This is a genomic window from Streptomyces sp. NPDC088387 (assembly GCF_044753385.1).
GTDB lineage: Bacteria > Actinomycetota > Actinomycetes > Streptomycetales > Streptomycetaceae > Streptomyces.
In genome coordinates this window covers 295740-314244 of sequence record NZ_JBIVNC010000011.1, presented here as the reverse complement: position 1 = coordinate 314244, position 18505 = coordinate 295740, and the positions used below count along the sequence as shown (strand labels likewise).

Annotated in this window: 12 protein-coding genes; 6 read left to right on the top strand and 6 right to left on the bottom strand. The window is 71.2% G+C overall.

Annotated features, from left to right (window positions below; translation table 11 throughout):
• Positions 1-202 precede the first annotated feature (202 nt).
• A complete protein-coding gene (locus tag ACIQAC_RS28590; protein WP_402195683.1) occupies positions 203-961 on the bottom strand; it encodes a GPP34 family phosphoprotein in 759 nt (252 codons plus the stop codon).
• 178 nt (positions 962-1139) lie between these two features.
• Between ACIQAC_RS28590 and ACIQAC_RS28585 the strand changes: the two genes are divergently transcribed.
• A complete protein-coding gene (locus ACIQAC_RS28585) occupies positions 1140-3425 on the top strand; it encodes a D-alanyl-D-alanine carboxypeptidase (RefSeq protein WP_402195681.1) in 2286 nt (761 codons plus the stop codon).
• Positions 3426-3629: 204 nt separating this feature from the next.
• Entirely contained in the window at positions 3630-5501 is a 1872-nt protein-coding gene (locus ACIQAC_RS28580; protein WP_402195678.1) for an MFS transporter, read from the top strand.
• A gap of 13 nt (positions 5502-5514) precedes the next feature.
• Here ACIQAC_RS28580 and ACIQAC_RS28575 read toward each other — a convergent pair whose 3' ends face one another.
• Entirely contained in the window at positions 5515-6348 is an 834-nt protein-coding gene (locus ACIQAC_RS28575) for a hypothetical protein (protein ID WP_402195675.1), read from the bottom strand.
• A gap of 73 nt (positions 6349-6421) precedes the next feature.
• On the opposite strand from ACIQAC_RS28575, the gene ACIQAC_RS28570 reads away from it, so the two are divergent.
• On the top strand, positions 6422-7207 hold the full coding sequence (locus ACIQAC_RS28570) for an SDR family oxidoreductase (protein ID WP_402195674.1): 786 nt from the start codon (positions 6422-6424) through the stop codon (positions 7205-7207).
• A gap of 204 nt (positions 7208-7411) precedes the next feature.
• The gene (locus ACIQAC_RS28565) at positions 7412-8977 is read left to right on the top strand and encodes a sodium:solute symporter family protein (RefSeq protein WP_402195672.1); all 1566 of its coding nucleotides are present in this window, start codon (positions 7412-7414) and stop codon (positions 8975-8977) included.
• Positions 8978-9133: 156 nt separating this feature from the next.
• On the opposite strand, the gene ACIQAC_RS28560 is transcribed toward ACIQAC_RS28565, so the two are convergent.
• Entirely contained in the window at positions 9134-10246 is a 1113-nt protein-coding gene (locus ACIQAC_RS28560) for an ADP-ribosylglycohydrolase family protein (RefSeq protein ID WP_402195670.1), read from the bottom strand.
• 247 nt (positions 10247-10493) lie between these two features.
• Here ACIQAC_RS28560 and ACIQAC_RS28555 point away from each other — a divergent pair, with 247 nt between their 5' ends.
• On the top strand, positions 10494-11009 hold the full coding sequence (locus tag ACIQAC_RS28555) for a DUF2165 domain-containing protein (RefSeq protein WP_402195669.1): 516 nt from the start codon (positions 10494-10496) through the stop codon (positions 11007-11009).
• Positions 11010-11024: 15 nt separating this feature from the next.
• Here the strand turns inward: ACIQAC_RS28555 and ACIQAC_RS28550 are convergent, their stop codons facing one another.
• Together ACIQAC_RS28550 and ACIQAC_RS28545 are read right to left on the bottom strand one after the other, a co-directional pair.
• Complete coding sequence (locus ACIQAC_RS28550) at positions 11025-11594, bottom strand: hypothetical protein (RefSeq protein ID WP_402195667.1); 570 nt, start codon at positions 11592-11594, stop codon at positions 11025-11027.
• 87 nt (positions 11595-11681) lie between these two features.
• Complete coding sequence (locus ACIQAC_RS28545; protein ID WP_402195665.1) at positions 11682-12554, bottom strand: DUF4231 domain-containing protein; 873 nt, start codon at positions 12552-12554, stop codon at positions 11682-11684.
• A gap of 139 nt (positions 12555-12693) precedes the next feature.
• Between ACIQAC_RS28545 and ACIQAC_RS28540 the strand changes: the two genes are divergently transcribed.
• The gene (locus ACIQAC_RS28540; RefSeq protein ID WP_402195664.1) at positions 12694-15534 is read left to right on the top strand and encodes a toll/interleukin-1 receptor domain-containing protein; all 2841 of its coding nucleotides are present in this window, start codon (positions 12694-12696) and stop codon (positions 15532-15534) included.
• Here the strand turns inward: ACIQAC_RS28540 and ACIQAC_RS28535 are convergent.
• Positions 15531-18140 carry a bifunctional FO biosynthesis protein CofGH gene (locus tag ACIQAC_RS28535; protein WP_402195661.1) on the bottom strand — a complete coding sequence of 870 codons (2610 nt, stop codon included), beginning with the start codon at positions 18138-18140 and terminating at the stop codon, positions 15531-15533. The genes ACIQAC_RS28540 and ACIQAC_RS28535 overlap by 4 nt on opposite strands.
• Positions 18141-18505 lie beyond the last annotated feature (365 nt).

Here is an 18505-nt window from a genome sequence, read left to right as displayed (position 1 = left end):
GTGTTTTAGATGTTTCCCACCTTGGTTTTTATACCGGTTGTTAACCTATGTATTTCCCGGTTTACCCCGCGGTTTTGCTGCCAAAACCGGGGCCGCGGGGGGTGGTGAGGCCATGACGGCCTCACCACCCCGCTCGGACCAGCGGCTCCCGTGACCGGGTCTGGGGTGTACGGTCCCTCGGCGCGTGTGCCGTGACTGCGGCTCAGTGAGCCACGGCGCGTGCCATGGAACCTCGGTGCGGTTGCGCCGGAACACCGCGTGCGGGTTCCGCCGTCGCCCTGACCGGGGCGGCCTGACGGCCGACCGGTGCTGCTGCCGGGCTGCGGCGCGGCTGGGCCGCGACGCCGTTCTGGACGTCCATGACGGCGTGCGCCACGAGGCCGCCCATCGGGTCGTGCCTGATCAGATCCCGCAGCCGGGAGCGGGACGAGCGTCCCTCATTGCCCGGATACAGGTGCTTGCCGAGGCCCACCGCGTGCGCGAGCGCCGCGAGTGCCGCGGTCCGCGGGTCCGGTGGCACACCGGTGCGGATCGCTGAGTCCAGCCGGGCCTTGATCTCCCGGCTGATGGCCGTCTCCGTCGCCTGGTAGCGAGTCGTCGGCAGTACCCCGCACATCTGGCCGGCCACGGCATGCACCATGCCGCACCGCTCCAGGTGCGAGAGATACGTCTGGCGAAGTCCCAGTCGGGGCCCGCCAATCCAATGAACCGCGCGTACGGGTGCTCCGCGCCTGCGGAGCAACTCGAGTGCGCAGTCCAGAGTCGGATCTCCAGTCGGCCGTGGTACTACCACGGCGATACGATCCCCGTCTGGGGCTATCCGTCCGGCCAGCGCCAGCTCTACTAGCTGTGCTCCGGCCAGACCGAGGTCGAGCGACTGCGGCTGTGCGGTGGTACCCGTGGTCGGGTCCAGCGCCAGCAGCAGAAGCTCCTCCGGAATTGTTCTGCGGCTCCTGCCCATCCATGCCTCCCCGCGTGGATGAATGACAGGGTGACTCCTCTCACATTGGTCTGTCGAGAGTGCGTGACCGGTTCGTAGTGGAACCGGTAGCTATGTCGTTCTCGTCTACCGCAGGGGCCAAGGGCCCACACAGGACACTGGTACATGGTTCGGACAGCACGCGAAGAGCGTGTGGCGCATGGAGGAGGCATCGGTGGCGGGCGAGACCCCCGACAGGTCGAAGCAGCGCGAGTCGTCGGCAGAACCGACGTCGGGGAGCGCGAGTCCGGTTCCCGAAGCACGTGATCCCCGGCTCTCGATGGCACGGGAGGAAGCGGGCAAGGGCGGAGGTGTGGACACGGCGACCAGGGTCTTCTCGGTACGGGACGCCTCCGACAAGAAGCCTGACGCGGAACCGGCCCCGGAGGTTGACCCGACCCCGGAGACCGAGGGTGACGAACCCCTCACGGACGGCGAGGGCACCCGCCTCCGCAAGGCAGTTGCAACCTGGGTAACGACACCGGACAAGCCAGAACCCGAGCCGGAGCCGGAACCCGAAGCGGAGGCAGAGTCCGAGCCGGAGGCGGAGTCCGAGGCGGAAGCCGAAGCCGAGGCGGAGGCGGAGTCCGAGCCGGAAGCGGAGTCCGAGGCGGAAGCCGAAGCCGAAGCCGAAGCGGAGGCGGAGGCGGAGTCCGAGGCGGAAGCCGAGCCGAGGGCGGAAGCCGAAGCGGAGGCCGCGTCCGAGCCGGAGGACGCGCCCGAGGACGCCGACGGCGAGGACGCCCCACAGGGGCCACCCGCACCCGACGACGATGCCCGCACGGGTGGTGCGGGTGGGAACGAGACGGCCGAAGGCGAAGCCGAGGACTCGACCGCGCCCCCCAAGGACGCCCAGGAGGCCCCTGAGGGCCCCTCGGACGCTCCGGCGGAGGCAAAGGCTCCGGAGGACGCACCCGAGGACGCCGACGGCGAGAAGGCCCCTCAGGAGCCACCGGCACCCGACGACGCCCCCGTCGACCACCCGACCACGATGCTCAAGCTCGGCGACACGAAGCGCCCCGACCCCACGCCGGAGGCGGAGCGCACCAGCAGGTTCGTCGCCCTCAAGCCCCTCGACATCCCCCCACCCCCGAGGCCGGCGTCCGCCTCCACGACCGCCATGCCCCAGGTGGGCCCGGAGCACACGACCCAGCAGCCCCTCCCCCCGAGGCCCCCCCTCGACCTCCTGGCGGAGCTCACCAACACCCCGCCCCCCGCGGAGACCCCGCTCCGCACGGCGGCCCGCAGGGTCAAGATCTGGACCCCCCTCGTCCTGCTCCTCCTCGTCGTGTTTGCGATCGTGCAGACCGTACGCCCGGTCCCGGCCCCGTCCCTGGAGCTCACCGCGCAGGAGAGCCACACCTTCGAGGGGGCCAAGCCCGACATCCCGTGGCCGGCCGAGGGCCAGGCCGCGCTGGACGTCCAGGGCATCGGCACGTTCGGCTCCTCGGGCGACGAGAAGCCCGTACCGATCGCGAGCGTGGCGAAGGTGATGACGGCGTACCTCACCCTGCGCGAACACCCGCTGAAGAGCGGCGCGGAGGGCCCGAAGATCGAGATCGACCAGGCCGCCGAGGACCAGTCCGACGCGGGCCAGGAGTCGACGGTCGACGTCACCGAGGGCGACAGCATCACGCAGCGGGAGGCGCTGGAGAGCATCCTGATCGCCTCGGCGAACAACGTGGCCCGCCTGCTGGCCCGTTGGGACTCCGGCTCGGAGCAGGCGTTCGTGGACAAGATGAACGCCACCGCCAAGGACCTCGGCATGACCAACACGACGTACACCGACCCGTCGGGGCTGAACGACTCGACGGTGTCGACGGCCGTGGACCAGGTGAAGCTGGCGAAGGCGGCGATGGAGCTGCCCGCGTTCCGCGAGGTCGCCGCGATGATGTCGTACGACGACTACAAGGGTGTGAACCACCCCAACTGGAACCAGCTGGTGGGCCGCGACGGCGTGGTGGGCATCAAGACCGGCACGACCACCTCGGCGCTCGGCAACCTGGTCTTCGCGGCGAAGAAGGAGATCGGCGGGGAGACCCGGACGATCGTGGGCGCGGTGGTGCGCCAGCCCGCGGGCGGCGTGGACAACACGATCCTGGCGGGTGCCCTGTCGGCCGGCGACCAGCTCATCCGGGCCGCGCAGGGGGCCCTGACCTCGCAGACGCTCCTGAAGAAGGGCGAGGTCGTCGGGTACGTGGACGACGGGCTCGGCGGGCGGACCCCGGTGGTGGCCACGAAGGACGTCACGGCGGCCGGCTGGCCGGGGCTGAAGGTGGAGCTGTCGTTCGACGGCGACGACGTGCCGCGGACCGCGAAGGCGGGCACACAGGTCGGGAGTCTGACGGTCGGCGACGGCAGCGGCGGCGCGGTGAAGGTGCCCGTCGCGCTCCAGCGGGATCTGGTCGAACCGGGCTGGACGGACAAGTTGACCCGCATCGGCTGACCCTGGCGCCCCATGCGGTGACCCGGCCCCGTCGACGGCACCCCCACCCGGGAGCCCGTCGGCGGGGTCTCTGCTAGCGTCGCGAAACAGGACAGGTCGGCGGCTCCGGGAACGGGGCCGTGACGCCGGGGGGAACCGGGGGCGGCGGGCGTACGAACCTCAGGAACGCCAGAACAGAAGACGGGACACGGGGAGTGCCTTCAGGTGGCCACAGCGGAGCCGACACGCGCCGACACACCCGTTACGGGCCCGGGAGCCGGCCCGCGCTCAGAGCTGTCCGCGGCGCCTGAGACTCCGGGCCCCGACCCGGCCCGGCGGACCCGGCTCACGGCCCTGCGCGAGCGGCTCCTGAAGCATCCGGTGCTGTTCGCGACGGTTCTCTCCGGCGCCCTGCACATCGTCTGGTTCTTCACGTTCGCGAACAGCGGCGGCGATCTCGCGGCGCAGGACGCGTGGGCGGAGTTCGTCGGCCGGCACCCGGACTCGGCGTACAACCTCGCCTGGTACGGCGGGATGCACCCGGTGTCGTACAGCGTGGTCTCGCCGTATCTGATGTCCCTGCTCGGGGTCCGTACGACGATGATGATCGCCGGGACCGTGTCGGCCGGGCTGCTCACGCTGATCCTGGTGCGCAGCCGGGCGGTCCGCAATCCGCTGTGGGCCTCGCTGGCCGGGGTGTTCGCGCTGCTGTGCAACGCGGCGTCGGGGCGGGTGACGTACGGGCTCGGCACGGTGTTCGCGCTGGGTGCGATCGCGGTGGTGTTCTGCTGGCCGCACCGGCTGCGCCACAAGCGGTGGGTGAAGGCGCTGTGCGCGGCTCCGCTGGCCGCGCTGGCCACGATGTCTTCGCCGGTGGCGGGGCTGTTCGTGGGGCTGGTCGCGGTGGCGCTGTTCCTTCAGAAGCGCCGGCCGGGGGCGTGGGCGCTGGGCCTGGCGCCGGCGGCGGTGGTCGCGGTGTCGGCGTGGCTGTTCCCGTTCTCCGGCACCCAGCCGATGTCGTTCGGCTCGGCGTTCCTGCCGCTCACGTACGCGGTGTTCGTGGTCGTGCTGGTGCCGGCGAAGTGGAAGACGGTCCGGATCACGGCGGCGGTGTACGGCCTGTCGATCCTGCTGGTGTGGATCGTCAGCTCGCAGATCGGGTCCAACATCACCCGGCTCGCGATGCTGTTCGGCGGGGTGGCGCTGGTGGCGGCGCTGCCGTTCACGGTGCCCCGCTCGCGCAAGTGGTACGCGATCGTGGTGGCGTCCCTCGGGTTCGTGGTGTGGATCGGCTACAAGTCGGTGGACGACGTGGTGCACACGACGCCGACGGCCTCGTGGGCGCGTGAGCTGGCGCCGCTGGTGAACGAGCTCCAGGAGGTCGGCGCCGACAAGGGCCGGGTCGAGGTGGTCCCGGCCGCCTCGCACCGCGAGGCCTCCGCGCTGGCGCCGTACGTGAACCTGGCGCGCGGCTGGAACCGGCAGGCCGACATGGAGCGCAACCCGCTCTTCTACGACGACACCCTGAACTCGGCCAACTACCGCGAGTGGCTGAACCGGTGGGCGGTGCACTTCGTGGTGCTGCCGAAGGACCAGCCGGACGGCGACGGCGGTGAGCGCGAGCGCGAGCTGGTGCAGCGCGGGCTGCCGTATCTGACGCAGATCTGGGGCGACGCCAACTGGCAGCTGTTCGCGGTCACCGACCCGGTGCCGCTCGCGGACCCGCCGGCCACCGTGGAGCGCGCCGAGCAGGGCGAGTGGACGATCCGGGTGAGCCGGCCGGGCGAGGTGCTGATCCGGGTGCCGTACTCGCCGTGGCTGGGTCTGCTCGACGCGGAGGGCAAGAGTGTGGAGCCGCCGCGGGAGACGGACGCGTCGAAGGACCGGCCGGAGGGCACGCCGAAGACGTTCGACAACGTCAACGGCTGTCTGATGGAGGCGGCGGAGGACGCCGAGGGCGACAAGTGGACGGTGTTGCTGGCGCCGAGGGCCGGGACGTACCGGATGGGGGCGCCGTACCAGCTGCCGCGCGGGACGGGGTGTCCGGAGGAGCTGCGGGAGGACGTCCGCGAGAACGGTGTGCCGCAGGCGGGCTAGGGCGGAACACGCCCTAGCGGAGCCGGTCCACGTACGTGTCCGTGCCGGGCACGGTCGGGATGAACGGGGCGAGCAGTTCGAGGCGGCCGAGGCCCGACTCGGAGACCGCCTCGTCCACTCCTGTGAACAGGGGCTCCCAGCACTGCCGCGGGTCGGACTCCAGGAACCAGAGCAGGGTGAGCCGGGTGTCGACGCCCTCGACCTGCTTCACGTAGGTCATGCGGTCGCCGGGCAGCGGCACCGGGCGGAAGACCGTCACCATCGCGGCGGGTGAGCCGGCCAGCCGCTTGGGGAGATGGCGGGCGGTGAGCCAGTCGGTGAGCTCGTCGAGCTGCCCGGCGGAGGCGGCGTCGACGACCTGGAGGACCAGTCCGGTGTACGGGTGGTCCAGCGCGTGCACGTCACGGGGACCGGCGGCACCGTCGCGGTAGACGGTCGTCACATGGTCCTGGAACGCCGTGAAGACGTGGGTACGGTCGCGGTAGACCCGGGCGTCGCGGTTGAGGCGCTTGTTGATGGCGACGGTCCACTTCATGTGGTCCGCGTGCCGGCCCTCGGTGATCCAGTACGTGGACAGATAGCACCCGGCGGTGACCGGCCGGGCGACGGCCGACTTCTCGGGGACGCGCAGTTCTTGCAGGTCGCGGGTGGCGACCCAGCGCCGCCCGGCGTGCATCCAGGGCATGGCCATGGCGCCCGAGTAGTAGTGGTCGTCCTCGTACCAGCGGTTGTAGGCGTACTCGTGGCCCGGGTGCGGTTCGACCATGGTGATCAGGGCGTGACCGGGGCGGACGCCGTAGGGGCCGACGGCGGCCAGCTCGGCGTAGAGGTCGCTGCGGGTGTCCATGACGTTCCCCTTTCCTCACCTCGCCCCTACTCTGACGGTCCGTCAGAAATAGGTCCAGAGGCAGGAGTCACCGATGTCGCTGCTGATCGGAAAGACCGTTGTCGTGTCGGGTGTCGGGGCCGGACTGGGGCACCAGGTCGCGGCCGCCGTCGTACGGGACGGGGGCAACGCCGTGCTCGGCGCCCGCACGCCGGAGCGGCTGGAGAAGAGCGCGGCCACGATCGACCCGGACGGCAAACGCACCGCCCATCTGCCCACCGACATCACCGACGAGGCGCAGTGCGAGGCGCTGGCGGGGCTGGCGCGGGAGCGGTTCGGCGGGATCGACGCGGTGGTCCATGTGGCCGCCTGGGACAGCTACTTCGGCGGCGTGGAGGACGCGGACTTCACCACCTGGCAGCAGGTCATCGATGTGAACCTGCTGGGCACGCTGCGGATGACCCGGGCCTGTCTGCCGGCGCTGAAGTCGGCGGGCGGTTCGGTGGTGTTCATCGGTACGCAGTCGGCGGTGGCCGCGCCCTCGCAGGTGCGGCAGGCGGCGTACGCGGCCTCCAAGGGGGCGCTGACCAGCGCGATGTACTCGCTGGCGCGGGAGCTGGGGCCGTACCGGATCCGGGTGAACACGGTGCTGCCGGGGTGGATGGACGGGCCGCCGGTGCAGGCGTTCGTCCGGTTCACCGCGCAGAGCGAGGGGGTACCGGAGCAGGCGGTGCAGCAGCGGCTCACGGATCGGATGGCGCTGCCGGAGCTCGCGACCGACGGGGACGTGGCGGACGCCGCGGTGTTCCTCTCCTCGGACCGGGCGCGGGCCATCACAGGGCAGTCACTGCTGGTCAACGCGGGGGAGCTGATGCGCTGAGGGGCCCTCCGGAGGCCTCTCCGGGGGTCGCGCGACCAGTCGATTTCGTTCACGCTTCTGAACTTGAGTCATCAAGCAGAACGATTTTACTTTCTCTTGACCCGCCTCTTCCTTGTCGTGTCCGTGCCGTCGCACACACGATGAGCGGGCCGTCGCTGAGCGTTCACAAGGCGGAACTACAGACGGAACTCTGGAAGGGGGCACATGAACGGTCTCGACTGGGCCGTGCTCATCGGCTACTTCGGCGTCATGGTCGCGATCGGCGTCTGGTCCCACAAGCGCGTGGACAACGTCAGCGACTTCTTCACCGCCGGCGGGAAGATGCCGTGGTGGCTTTCCGGCATCTCGCACCACATGTCCGGATACAGCGCGGTGATGTTCACCGGGTACGCGGGCATCGCCTACACCTACGGTGTCACGTCGTTCGTGACGTGGTCGTTCCCCATCGCGCTCGGCATCGCCATCGGGTCGAAGCTGTTCGCGCCGCGGATCAACCGGCTGCGCGGCCGGCTCCATGTCGCCTCGCCGCTCGAGTACCTGAAGAACCGGTACAACCTCCAGACCCAGCAGGCCCTTGCCTGGTCCGGAATGCTGCTGAAGATCGTCGACGTGGCCGCGAAGTGGGCGGCGATCGCGACGCTGCTGGCGGTGTTCACCGGCGTCTCGCTGAACCAGGGCATCCTGATCACCGGTGTCATCACCGGTATCTACTGCACGATCGGCGGTCTGTGGGCGGACGCGCTGACCGAACTGGGCCAGTTCATCATCCAGTTGTTCGCCGGTGTCGCGATGTTCGTCGCGGTGATCGTCGAACTCAACGACAAGAACATCGGGTTCCTGGGCGCCTGGGACGAGCCGGAGCTCCAGGGCCACGGCGAACCCCTGGTGGGACCGTACGGAACGGTCTTCCTGCTCGCCTTCCTCTTCATCAAGCTGTTCGAGTACAACGGCGGCATGCTCAACCAGGCCCAGCGGTACATGGCGACGGCGACGCCGCACGAGGCCACCCGGTCGGCCCGGCTCTCCGCCGTGCTCTGGCTGGTCTGGCCGCTGGTGCTGTTCTTCCCCATGTGGATGTCGCCGCTGCTGGTGGAGTCGCAGAAGCCGGACGGTTCCGACTCCTACGGCCTGATGACCGAGCAGCTGCTGCCGCACGGGCTGCTGGGCCTGGTCATCGTCGGCTTCTTCTCGCACACCATGGCCATGTGCTCCTCCGACGCCAACGCGATCGCGGCCGTGTTCACCCGGGACGTGGCTCCGGTGCTGTCGTCGAAGGCGCGGGCCTGGTCGGAGCGGTCGGGTCTGATCGCGGCGCGGCTGACGACCGTGATCTTCCTCGCGCTGTCCATGGCGGTCGCGACACAGATCAACTCGCCGACGTTCAAGGACATCATCACCGTCGTCATCAAGTGGGTCGCCGGTCTGATGGGTCCGATCGCCATCCCGATGATGCTGGGTCTGCTGCGGCAGTTCCGTCGCTCGGGGCCGACGGCGGCGCTCACCAGCTGGTCGATGGGTCTGCTGGCGTTCTGGCTGGTGAACTACCCGATCAACTGGAACGTCGAGGGCGGGGTGCCGCTGGAGTACCAGGTGTCGATTCCGCTGGCGGTGTCGCTGATCCTGTACATCGTCGTCGGGTACGTGAAGCCCGAGGACACGCCTGAGCGGGACGCGATCATCGAGAAGATCAACACCGATGACGACGGCAGCGCGGCTGCGGCCGTCCCCGCGCAGGCGGGGGCGTCGGACGCCGCGGCGGTGAAGGACTGACCGCCGGTCTTTCGCGACCGAGGTGGGCGCAGTGGTCCGGCGATTGCCGGGTGCCGCTGCGCCCACCCGTGCCGCCCTGCGGCACGATTGCCCGCAGCTACGCGGGCTTTTGCTTTTAGGGGCGCGGGGAACTGCGCGATCAGCCCCCACCGGGCGTCAGCGGGGATACCTCGCCAGCCACCCCGGGGAGGCACCCGCAGGGCCGTGGAGGGCCGGGCCCTGGGTCATCTCCAGGGCGAAGTCGTCGGCGAGTTCAAGGATCGTGGGACGCCCCTCCAGCTCAGCCAGCCAGGCCGGCGGGAGAGCCGTTTCGCCGTGCAGGGCCCCGAGCAGGCCCCCGGTCAGCGCGGCGGTCACCGCGGAGGACCCGTCATGGTTGACGGCAAGTCGCAGGCCCTGCCGAACGTCCTCACAGACCAGCGCCGCGTAGACCGCGGCCGACAGCACACCGTCCGCCGTACCGGGACCGGTCAGTTCCACGATCCGGTCCGGGGTGGGGATCCCCTGCCGTACCGCGCCCAGCGCCAGCTGAAGGGCGTCCGAGACCGGCTGGTGCCCGGGACGGGCGGCGAGCAGGGCCAGCGCCCGCTGGACCGCCGCGTCCAGGCTGTCGCCACGGGCCAGGGCGTGCACGATCACGGCGTACGCGCCCGCCGCGAGATAGGCGACGGGGTGGCCGTGGGTCTGGGCCGCGCACTCCACCGCGAGCTGGATGACGAGCTGGGGTTCCCAGCCGACGAGGAGTCCGAAGGGCGCGGAGCGTGCCGTGGCCTCGGGGCCGGCCTCGCCGGGGTTCTTCGGTGCGTCCAGTGTGCCCATGATCTCGTCGCCGAGCCCGGCGAGCAGCGCGCGGGACGCGTCGCGGCGGGCGTACAGCCACTCCTCGCGGGCGAGCCAGCCGTCGTCCTTGCGGCGTTCGTCGGGGCCCCAGTCGCGCTGGGTGGCCGCCCAGCGGAGGTAGGCGCGGTGCAGGTCGGTCGGCGGGTGCCAGGCGCCGGTGTCGCGGCGGACCTGGGCGCGTATCAGCCCGTCGACGCTGAACAGGCCGAGCTGGGTGAGGTGGGTGACGGCGCCACGGCGGCCGAAGGCGGGCGAGAGGTCGGCGACGCCCTCGGGCCCGTGCGCCTCGCGGATCGCGTCGAGGTCGAGGCCGTCGACGGGAGCGCCGAGGGCGTCGCCGACGGCCACGCCCAGCAGCGTGCCGCGCACCCGGCTGCGGAAGTCCTGCTGCTCGGTGCGGCCCCAGACGGAACCCGACGTCGTATCCACCCAGACCCTCCTTCACCGCTCGTTTGGCACGTACGACAGCTCAGCACTGTATTCGACCGGGAACGGTCGGTTCAGGCGTCGGATCGGTATGCGGAGAGTGAGTGATCGGTCACCTTCGCGCATTTTTCGGGTCGTTTCGCCGGGCTGTGCCGAGTCGTGCCGAAGGCCCGGCGGGGCGGGTGTGCCGGACCTCACCAAGTCGGGGGCAGGGCGGTTGGCGCGGCGCGGGCCTGGAAAGATCCGTGTCATGGCCACTACCACCCCCCGAACCCCCCGCGCCCTCACGCTCGCCGCCGCGCTGCTCACCGGCTCGCTCGCGCTCTACATCGCTCTCGTCGCCTTCGGCAACATCACGGACTTCGGCACGAACCAGGACTTCGTCCGGCATGTGCTGGCGATGGACACCACGTTCAAGGACGAGGACCTGATGTGGCGGGCGATCACCAACCGCGGGGTGCAGGACACCGCGTACGTCCTGATCATCGTCTGGGAGACGGTGGCCGCGCTGGTGCTGATCGCCGGGACCTGGTTCTGGGCGCGGGGCGCCGTCGCCCGGGCGCGGCAGTTGTCGACGTACGGCCTGCTGATGCTGATGCTGCTGTTCGGGGCCGGGTTCGTCGCGATCGGCGGCGAGTGGTTCGCGATGTGGCAGTCCGAGGACTGGAACGGGCTGGACGCGGCGACCCGGGTCTTCCTGATGAGCGGGGTCGTGCTGCTGGTCGACCTGTTCGCGGGCGCCGCGAAGGCCCCGGCGGACGCCTGAGCGCGCTCCGCCCGCCTACTCGACGACCGTGACCGTCGTCCCCGCCGTCCCGAAGGTCCACAGGGCCGCGCTGTCGGCCGTCTTCATCCGGACGCCGCCCGTCTGGGTGCCCGGGGCGGCCGGCGGGGGCGACGAGCCGTCGAGTGCGCTGGAGAAGGCGATGTTCACGCCGGAACTCACCGCGAAGTACATGATGTTCTCGATCTCCACGCCGTCCGAGCCCGTGGTGGCCTCGGTCCGCTGGCCGATCGTGTAACTGCCGGGCTCCGGGTCCACGGTGCCCGGCCAGACGGCGAACGTACGGCGGGCGGCGTCGCTCGCGTCGACCAGCCAGACGCGGCGCTCACCGAGGGCGTACACGATCCGGCGGCCGGTGCCGGAGCCGTCCGGCACGGCCACGGAGGCGGGTTTGCTCGGTGTCGGTTTCGCGCTCGCGGGCGCCGAGGCGCTGGGCCTGCTGGTGGCGCCGGTGGGGCGCGAGCCCTCGTCGGCCTGTACGGCGAGCACGGCGACCGCCGCGATGGCGCCCACGGTCAGACCGCTGACCCAGGCCCACGAGGGAAGCCGTCGGGCAGGCACGGACACGCATCTCCTCAGTCTCCGGCCCCGGGCCACCCCAGGGTCGGATCATCGTACTGTGCACGGCCCGCCGCCCCGACGGGCAGAGGGCCCTCACCCCGACCCGCGCGACGCCCGCCACATGGTGTGCTCCCTGCTGATGGCGTCCTCCGCGTCGGCGACCTCCTGGGCCCAGGAGGTCTCGTCGGCGTGCGAGAGACGCCCCTGGATCACACTCAGCTCGGTGGCGGCGAAGGTGTAGGCCCGCCCCAGCGTCTCGTACTGCCGCACCGCGAACCACGCCGACCCCGCGCCCAGCACGGCCGCCAGGATCCCGGCGAGGTCGAAGGTCAGCACCCCGGTGAGCCGCAGCACGGCCGCGGTGAGACCGAGCCCCTCCACCCCGATGAGCAACATCCGCCACCGCCGGGCGTTGACGACGTTGCCCTGGGCCTTGGTGGTGTACCAGTGCAGCTGATCCCCTATACGGGAATCGAGGTAGGCGCGCTTGCGGTCGGCGAAGGGGCGGGCCCGCAACTCGTTCATGGCGTCGGTGACGGCGATGGAACCCACCGGCGCGAGGCTGGTGGGCGGCGCCTCGCGCAGCAGCACCTCCAGGCGCCGGTGGAACCGCTGATGGGCACCCTCCAACGGCAGATCACCGGGGAACGGATCACCACCCACCGCGTAGCGCCAGGCGAGGGTCTTGGTGGACTCGGCGAGCGCGCGGCCGTCGTACCAGGCCTGCTCCGGCCGTTCGGCCAGCAGCCAGATCTCCACACACACGGTCGCCACGAACACCAGCACCAGCGCGACCGCCGCCGACCGCTGCCCGAGTGCCCCGCACACCGCCGCCGCCACGGCCAGCAGCAGCCGCCACCTCGTACCGCTCATGTACCGCCGCTGCCCGCTGAGCGAGGCCCGGTCCGAGGACCGGAACACCACCGGCAGCTCGTCGTCCCGCAGCCCGTCCGCGCTGCCGCTCACCCGGTTCCCCCTGTCACCGCGTCCCCGCGTTCCCGCATCCCCGTATTCAACTGGCCCTTTCTACCGGCTTGTTGGTGTTCCATCGACAAGAATGCACAAGACACACATCGATTCCGCTGAAGGACGGGGGCTTCCTTCGATGCGTTTCGCGGCATTCATCTCCTACAGCCACAGCGCCGACACCCACCGGGCACGGCGTCTGCGGCAGGCGCTGCACAACTTCGCCCGGCCCTGGACGCGGCTGCGCGCGCTGCGGGTGTTCCTCGACAACTCCTCGCTGTCGGCAGATCCCGCGCTGTGGAGCACGGTGGAACAGGCGCTCGCGGACTCCGAGTTCCTCATTCTGCTGGCGTCCCCCGACTCCGCGGCCTCGGAGTGGGTGGGCAAGGAAGTCGCCTGGTGGCGGGCCGGTCCCCGCCCGGGAAATCTGCTGCTCGTGGTGACCGGGGGCGAACTCCACTGGGATCACGGCACGGAGGACTACGACTGGGAGCGGACCGACTGTCTCCCCGAGGCACTGCGCGGCCACTTCACCGAGGAACCCCGCTGGGTGGATCTGCGCTGGATGGGCGAGAGCGACTCCGGTGAGCCCAGCGACCCCCGCTTCCAGGAGAACGTGGCCGATCTCGCGGCCACGCTGCACGACCGCCCCAAGGACGAGCTGATCGGCGAGGACGTCTCCCAGCGCCGCCGGTTCCGGAGATTCCGCCGCGGCATGCTGGCCTCCGTCACCGCGCTGGCCGTACTCGCCACCACGGCCGCGGTGTTCGCCTTCGTGCAGCGCGACACCGCGCGGGAGCAGGCGAGAATAGCCACGGCCCGTGAGCTGGCCGCAACAGCGCTGAACCTCGCCGGCGACGATCTGGAGACCGCCTCCCTGCTGGCCCTTCAGGCCTACGAGTTGGAGAAGGCCCCCGAGACATTGTCGGCGCTGTACCGGTTGACCGCGCAGAGCCCCCGGCTCGTCCGGTTCGTCCGCGCCGGGGAGACGGTGACGGCACTGGCCCTCACCGCTTCCCCGGAGTACCTCGCCGTAGGCACGGCGGACGGAGCGGTCGATGTCTGGAACGCCGACGGCACCCGCAAGGTACGGACCGTCCGCGTGCCGGGACCGGTGGACCGGCTGAGCTTCAGCGACGACGGCGGGCTCCTCGCCGTCGCGACCCGATCGGGCCGGACGGTCGTACAGGAACTCGGCGGCAAGGGCGCACGGCGTGAACTCGCGGGCGGCAGCGCTCCGGTGCGGGGCATGACCTTCTTCCCCTTCGAACACGTCCTCGCCGTCATCGACGACGAAGGGGCCCTCAGGTTCTACGACGACACGGGCACCAGGCCGGTCGAGACCGTCGACACGGACATCCCCGCCGCGCTGAACCTCGCCGTCCTGGACGCGGGCAGCAAGGTGTTCGTGTCGCACGCGACAGGGTGGACGACGTACGCCGTGGAGGGAGGGCGGATGACCGAGTTCGCCTCGTCGGACGAGACGGTCTACCCGTTCAACGACCACATCGCGGCCGCTTCCCCGAGCGGCACCTGCTACGGATTCGTGAAGTATGGCGGCGTCGACCTCAGTTCACCCGCCGAGCAGATCGGGTCGGAGACCGGGGCAACCGAGGCGGAGCCCGGCGGGAGCGACTGCGGCGCACCTCCCGGTCTGGTCGGCGACGAGGCGGAGAGCCTCGCCGTCTCGGACGACGGCCGAGCCGCGCTCGGCACGAGTGACGGGCTTGTGGTGACCACGTCCGGTACCGAGGACCGGGCGGACGCGCTGGAGACACTCACGGGTGTCGAAGCGCCGTCCGTCATGACCTTCTCGCCCGGCCCGGGCGACCGGCTGGTCTCGGCCGACGGCTCGACGGTCGCCCTGTGGTCCCTGGGGACGCCGGGGCCGACGGCACAGCGCCCGGGCGTGGCCGTACCCGACGACACGATCATCCCCGAGCAGCATCCGCTGGCCGTCGGACCGGACGGCAGCCTCGCCTGGAGCCACGACTCCGCGGAGAACGCGCCCTCCACACTGGAGACCTGGGCCCCCGGCGACTCCGCCGAGCAGACCGTCCCGGGCCGGGAAGCCACCACCCCGTACGAGGCGATCGCCTACGACGGGAGCGGCGACACCCTGTACACGGCCACCCGCGAGGCGCTGGAGACCTGGGCGGTCTCCCCGGACTCCCTGGTCAGGAAGGACTCCGTTCCTCTCACGCCCGCCGAGGACTTCGCCGGAAAGACCCTCGTCGCCTCCCGGCCCGACGGCAAGGTGGCGGTGCTCGCGGCCGACGGCTCCGTAGCGCTGGTCGACCCGTCGAGCGGGAAGGGCTCGACGGTGGTGCGCCCCCGCGAGGCGAACCTGACCGCCCAGGAACGCACGGATCATGTCAGGGCCGCCTACGCGACGGCCTTGGGGGAAAAGGCCGGCCTGGCCGCGGTGGCGGCCGACGACGGACACGTCGACGTCCACGAGTTGCCCTCGGGGCGCCGGCTGCACAGGTTGAGCACCAGCGCGTCCCCCGTGCGGGACCTGTTCGTGTCGGAGCGGACGCGCAGCCTGTACGCGACCGTCGGCGACGGCGTCCTCGAACGCTGGGATCTGGAGACGGGCGAGCGCCTGTGGCGGTCGGACGGCGCCGGCGACCGCGGACTCACGGCCGACGCCGCCGGACAATGGGTGGCGAGCCTGGCAGGAGACGGCACCGTCTGGCTGTGGGACGCCGCTACCGGCGACAGGCTGGGCAGCACGGTCCTTCCCGAGACGTTCACGATCGCCGGCCTCGCGGGTGCGGGCGGGCACAGCTCGCTGGCGTTCGCCGACGACGGCAAACGGCTGTGGTCGATCACCGAGGGCGGCTCGCTCCTGTCCTGGGACACCTCGGCCGACGCCTGGATCAAGGCGGTCTGCGACCGGGTGGGCCGCCCCCTCACGGAGGTGGAACGCACCCGGTACCTCACCTCGATCTCCCGCGGCCCGACCCCCTGCGCCTAGGACTGTCCGGCGGACAAGCCCTGGTCGAGGACCGGCAGTAGTTCCGGGAGGTGGCCGTCGGACTTCTGGGCCGTTTGTCGGCGCTCCTCCGGGACCTCGCCGTAGAGGGTGGTGCGGGGGCGGGAGGGGCGGCCGGCCGCGTCGGCCACGGCGACGAGGTCCTTGACGGACTTGTAGGAGCCGTAGGAGGAGCCCGCCATGCGGGAGATGGTCTCCTCCATGAGGGTGCCGCCGAGGTCGTTGGCGCCGGAGCGGAGCATCTCGGCCGCGCCCTCGGTGCCGAGTTTGACCCAGCTGGTCTGGATGTTGGGGATCCAGGGGTGCAGGAGGAGCCGGGCCATGGCGGTGACCGCGCGGTTGTCGCGCAGGGTCGGGCCGGGGCGGGCGATGCCGGCCAGGTAGACGGGGGCGTTGGTGTGGATGAAGGGCAGGGTCACGAACTCCGTGAAGCCGCCGGTGCGTTGCTGGATGCCGGCCAGCGTGCGGAAGTGGCCGAGCCAGTGGCGGGGCTGGTCGACATGGCCGTACATCATCGTGGACGAGGAGCGGATGCCGAGTTCGTGGGCCGTGGTGACGACCTCGATCCAGGTCGCCGCGGGCAGCTTGCCCTTGGTGAGGATCCAGCGGACCTCGTCGTCGAGGATCTCGGCGGCGGTTCCCGGAATGGAGTCCAGGCCCGCCTCCCTCGCCGCGGTCAGCCACTCGCGGATCGACATGCCGGTGCGGGTCGCGCCGTTCACGACCTCCATCGGGGAGAAGGCGTGGACGTGCATGCCGGGGACGCGTTCCTTGACGGCCTTCGCGATGTCGAAGTACGCCGTGCCCGGCAGGTCCGGGTGGATGCCGCCCTGCATGCAGACCTCCACCGCGCCCAGCTCCCAGGCCTGTTGGGCGCGGTCGGCCACCTGGTCCAGGGAGAGGGTGTACGCGTCGGCGTCGGTGCGGCGCTGGGCGAAGGCGCAGAACCGGCAGCCGGTGTAGCAGACGTTGGTGAAGTTGATGTTCCGCGTGACGATGTACGTGACGTCGTCGCCGACCGCCGACCTGCGCACGTCGTCCGCGACCGAGCAGAGGGCGTCCAGGGCCGGCCCGTCCGCGTGCAGCAGGGCGAGGGCCTCGTCGTCGGTGAGGCGGGTCGGGTCGTCCGCGGCGGTACGCAGGGCCTGCCGTACGTCCGTGTCGATGCGGGACGGCACCATGCCGGGGGCCGCGGCCTCGCGCAGGGCAGCCCAGTCGCCGTAGACCTCGTCGAAGTCCTCGCGGCGGTCGCCGGTGCGGCCCTCGGTGTCGATGGTGGTGTGCAGGTCGGTGCGGCCGGACGCGGTGAAGGCCTCCTCCGGCTCCTGCCAGGGCCGGCCCTCGACCACGGCGTCCGGCAGGGCGAGGCCGGTCTCCGGGTCGGCGAGCGCGGCCACGTGCGGGCGCAGCCGGGGGTCCAGCCAGGGTTCGCCGCGGCGGACGAACTCCGGGTAGACGCAGAGACGTTCCCTCAGTTCGAAGCCGACGGCACGTGAGCGCTCGGCGAGCTCCTCGATCTGCGGCCACGGGCGTTCGGGGTTGACGTGGTCGATCGTGAGCGGCGAGACACCGCCCCAGTCGTCGATGCCGGCGCCGATCAGCCGCTCGTACTCGGCGTCCACCAGGTTCGGCGGGGCCTGGAGGTTGCCGCTCGGGCCCATGATGTGCCGGGCGACGGCGACGGTCGCGACGAGTTCGTCCAGCTCGGCGTCGGGCATGCCGCGCATCGCCGTGTCCGGCTTGGCGCGGAAGTTCTGGATGATCAGTTCCTGGATGCCGTGGTAGGACCGCGACACCTTGCGCAGCGCGAACAGGGACTCGGCGCGCTCCTCGTACGTCTCGCCGATGCCGATCAGGAGGCCGGAGGTGAAGGGGACGGAGGAGCGGCCGGCGTCCTCCAAGACGCGCAGGCGGACCGCGGGTTCCTTGTCCGGGGAGCCGTGGTGGGGGCCGCCGGGTTCGGACCAGAGGCGGGTCGCGGTCGTCTCCAGCATCATGCCCATGCTCGGCGCGACCGGCTTCAGCCGCTGGAAGTCGGTCCAGCTCATGACGCCGGGGTTGAGGTGCGGGAGGAGGCCGGTCTCCTCCAGGATGCGGATGGAGATGGCGCGGACGTAGGCGATCGTGTCGTCGTAGCCGTGCGCGTCGAGCCACTCGCGCGCCTCCGGCCAGCGGTCCTCCGGCTTGTCGCCGAGGGTGATGAGCGCTTCCTTGCAGCCCTGTGCGGCGCCCTTGCGGGCGATGTCCAGTACCTCGTCCGGGGACATGAACATGCCGTGGCCGGCTCGGCGGAGTTTGCCGGGGACGGTGACGAAGGTGCAGTAGTGGCACTTGTCGCGGCAGAGGCGGGTGAGGGGGATGAAGACGCTCTTCGAGTACGTGATGACGCCGGGGCGGCCGGCTGTGGTGAGGCCGGCGTCGCGGACGCGGGCGGCGGATGCGGTGAGGTCGGTGAGGGCCTCGCCGCGGGCCTGGAGGAGTACGGCGGCCTCGGTGACGTCCAGGGCGACGCCGTCACGGGCGCGTTTGAGGGCGCGACGCATGGAGTTGTCGGTGGGGCCCGTTCCGGAGGTCGCGGAAGTCGTCATCCTCCGAGCATACGGAGGGGCTCCGCCGGTTCAGGGGGGACGGGGGGTGGGGGGATCGGTTCGTGGACCGGCGCGGGTCCGTGGTGGCTGGTCGCGCAGTTCCCCGCGCCCCTGAGTGGGTGACCCGGCCTTATCCGAGGGCTGGTGCGGGTCCGTCGTGGCTAGTCGCGCCGTTCCCCGCGCCCCTGAGTGGGTGACCGGCCGTCGGCCACCAAGGACCCGGCCTTGCCGCTGGTCGCGCCTGGGTGGGGGATCCGGCCTTGTCCGACGGCTGGTGCGGGTCCGTCGTGGCTGGTCGCGCCGTTCCCCGCGCCCCTAGGTGGGTGACCGGCCGTCGGCCACCAAGGAACCGGCCTTGCCGCTGG

What these genes read in the sequence shown, in the direction of transcription:
- ACIQAC_RS28590 (WP_402195683.1), bottom strand. Translation starts at nt 961, where the DNA reads ATGGGCAGGAGCCGCAGAACAATTCCGGAGGAGCTTCTGCTGCTGGCG.
- ACIQAC_RS28585 (WP_402195681.1), top strand. Translation starts at nt 1,140, where the DNA reads ATGGAGGAGGCATCGGTGGCGGGCGAGACCCCCGACAGGTCGAAGCAG.
- ACIQAC_RS28575 (WP_402195675.1), bottom strand. Translation starts at nt 6,348, where the DNA reads ATGGACACCCGCAGCGACCTCTACGCCGAGCTGGCCGCCGTCGGCCCC.
- ACIQAC_RS28570 (WP_402195674.1), top strand. Translation starts at nt 6,422, where the DNA reads ATGTCGCTGCTGATCGGAAAGACCGTTGTCGTGTCGGGTGTCGGGGCC.
- ACIQAC_RS28565 (WP_402195672.1), top strand. Translation starts at nt 7,412, where the DNA reads ATGAACGGTCTCGACTGGGCCGTGCTCATCGGCTACTTCGGCGTCATG.
- ACIQAC_RS28555 (WP_402195669.1), top strand. Translation starts at nt 10,494, where the DNA reads ATGGCCACTACCACCCCCCGAACCCCCCGCGCCCTCACGCTCGCCGCC.
- ACIQAC_RS28540 (WP_402195664.1), top strand. Translation starts at nt 12,694, where the DNA reads ATGCGTTTCGCGGCATTCATCTCCTACAGCCACAGCGCCGACACCCAC.
- ACIQAC_RS28535 (WP_402195661.1), bottom strand. Translation starts at nt 18,140, where the DNA reads ATGACGACTTCCGCGACCTCCGGAACGGGCCCCACCGACAACTCCATG.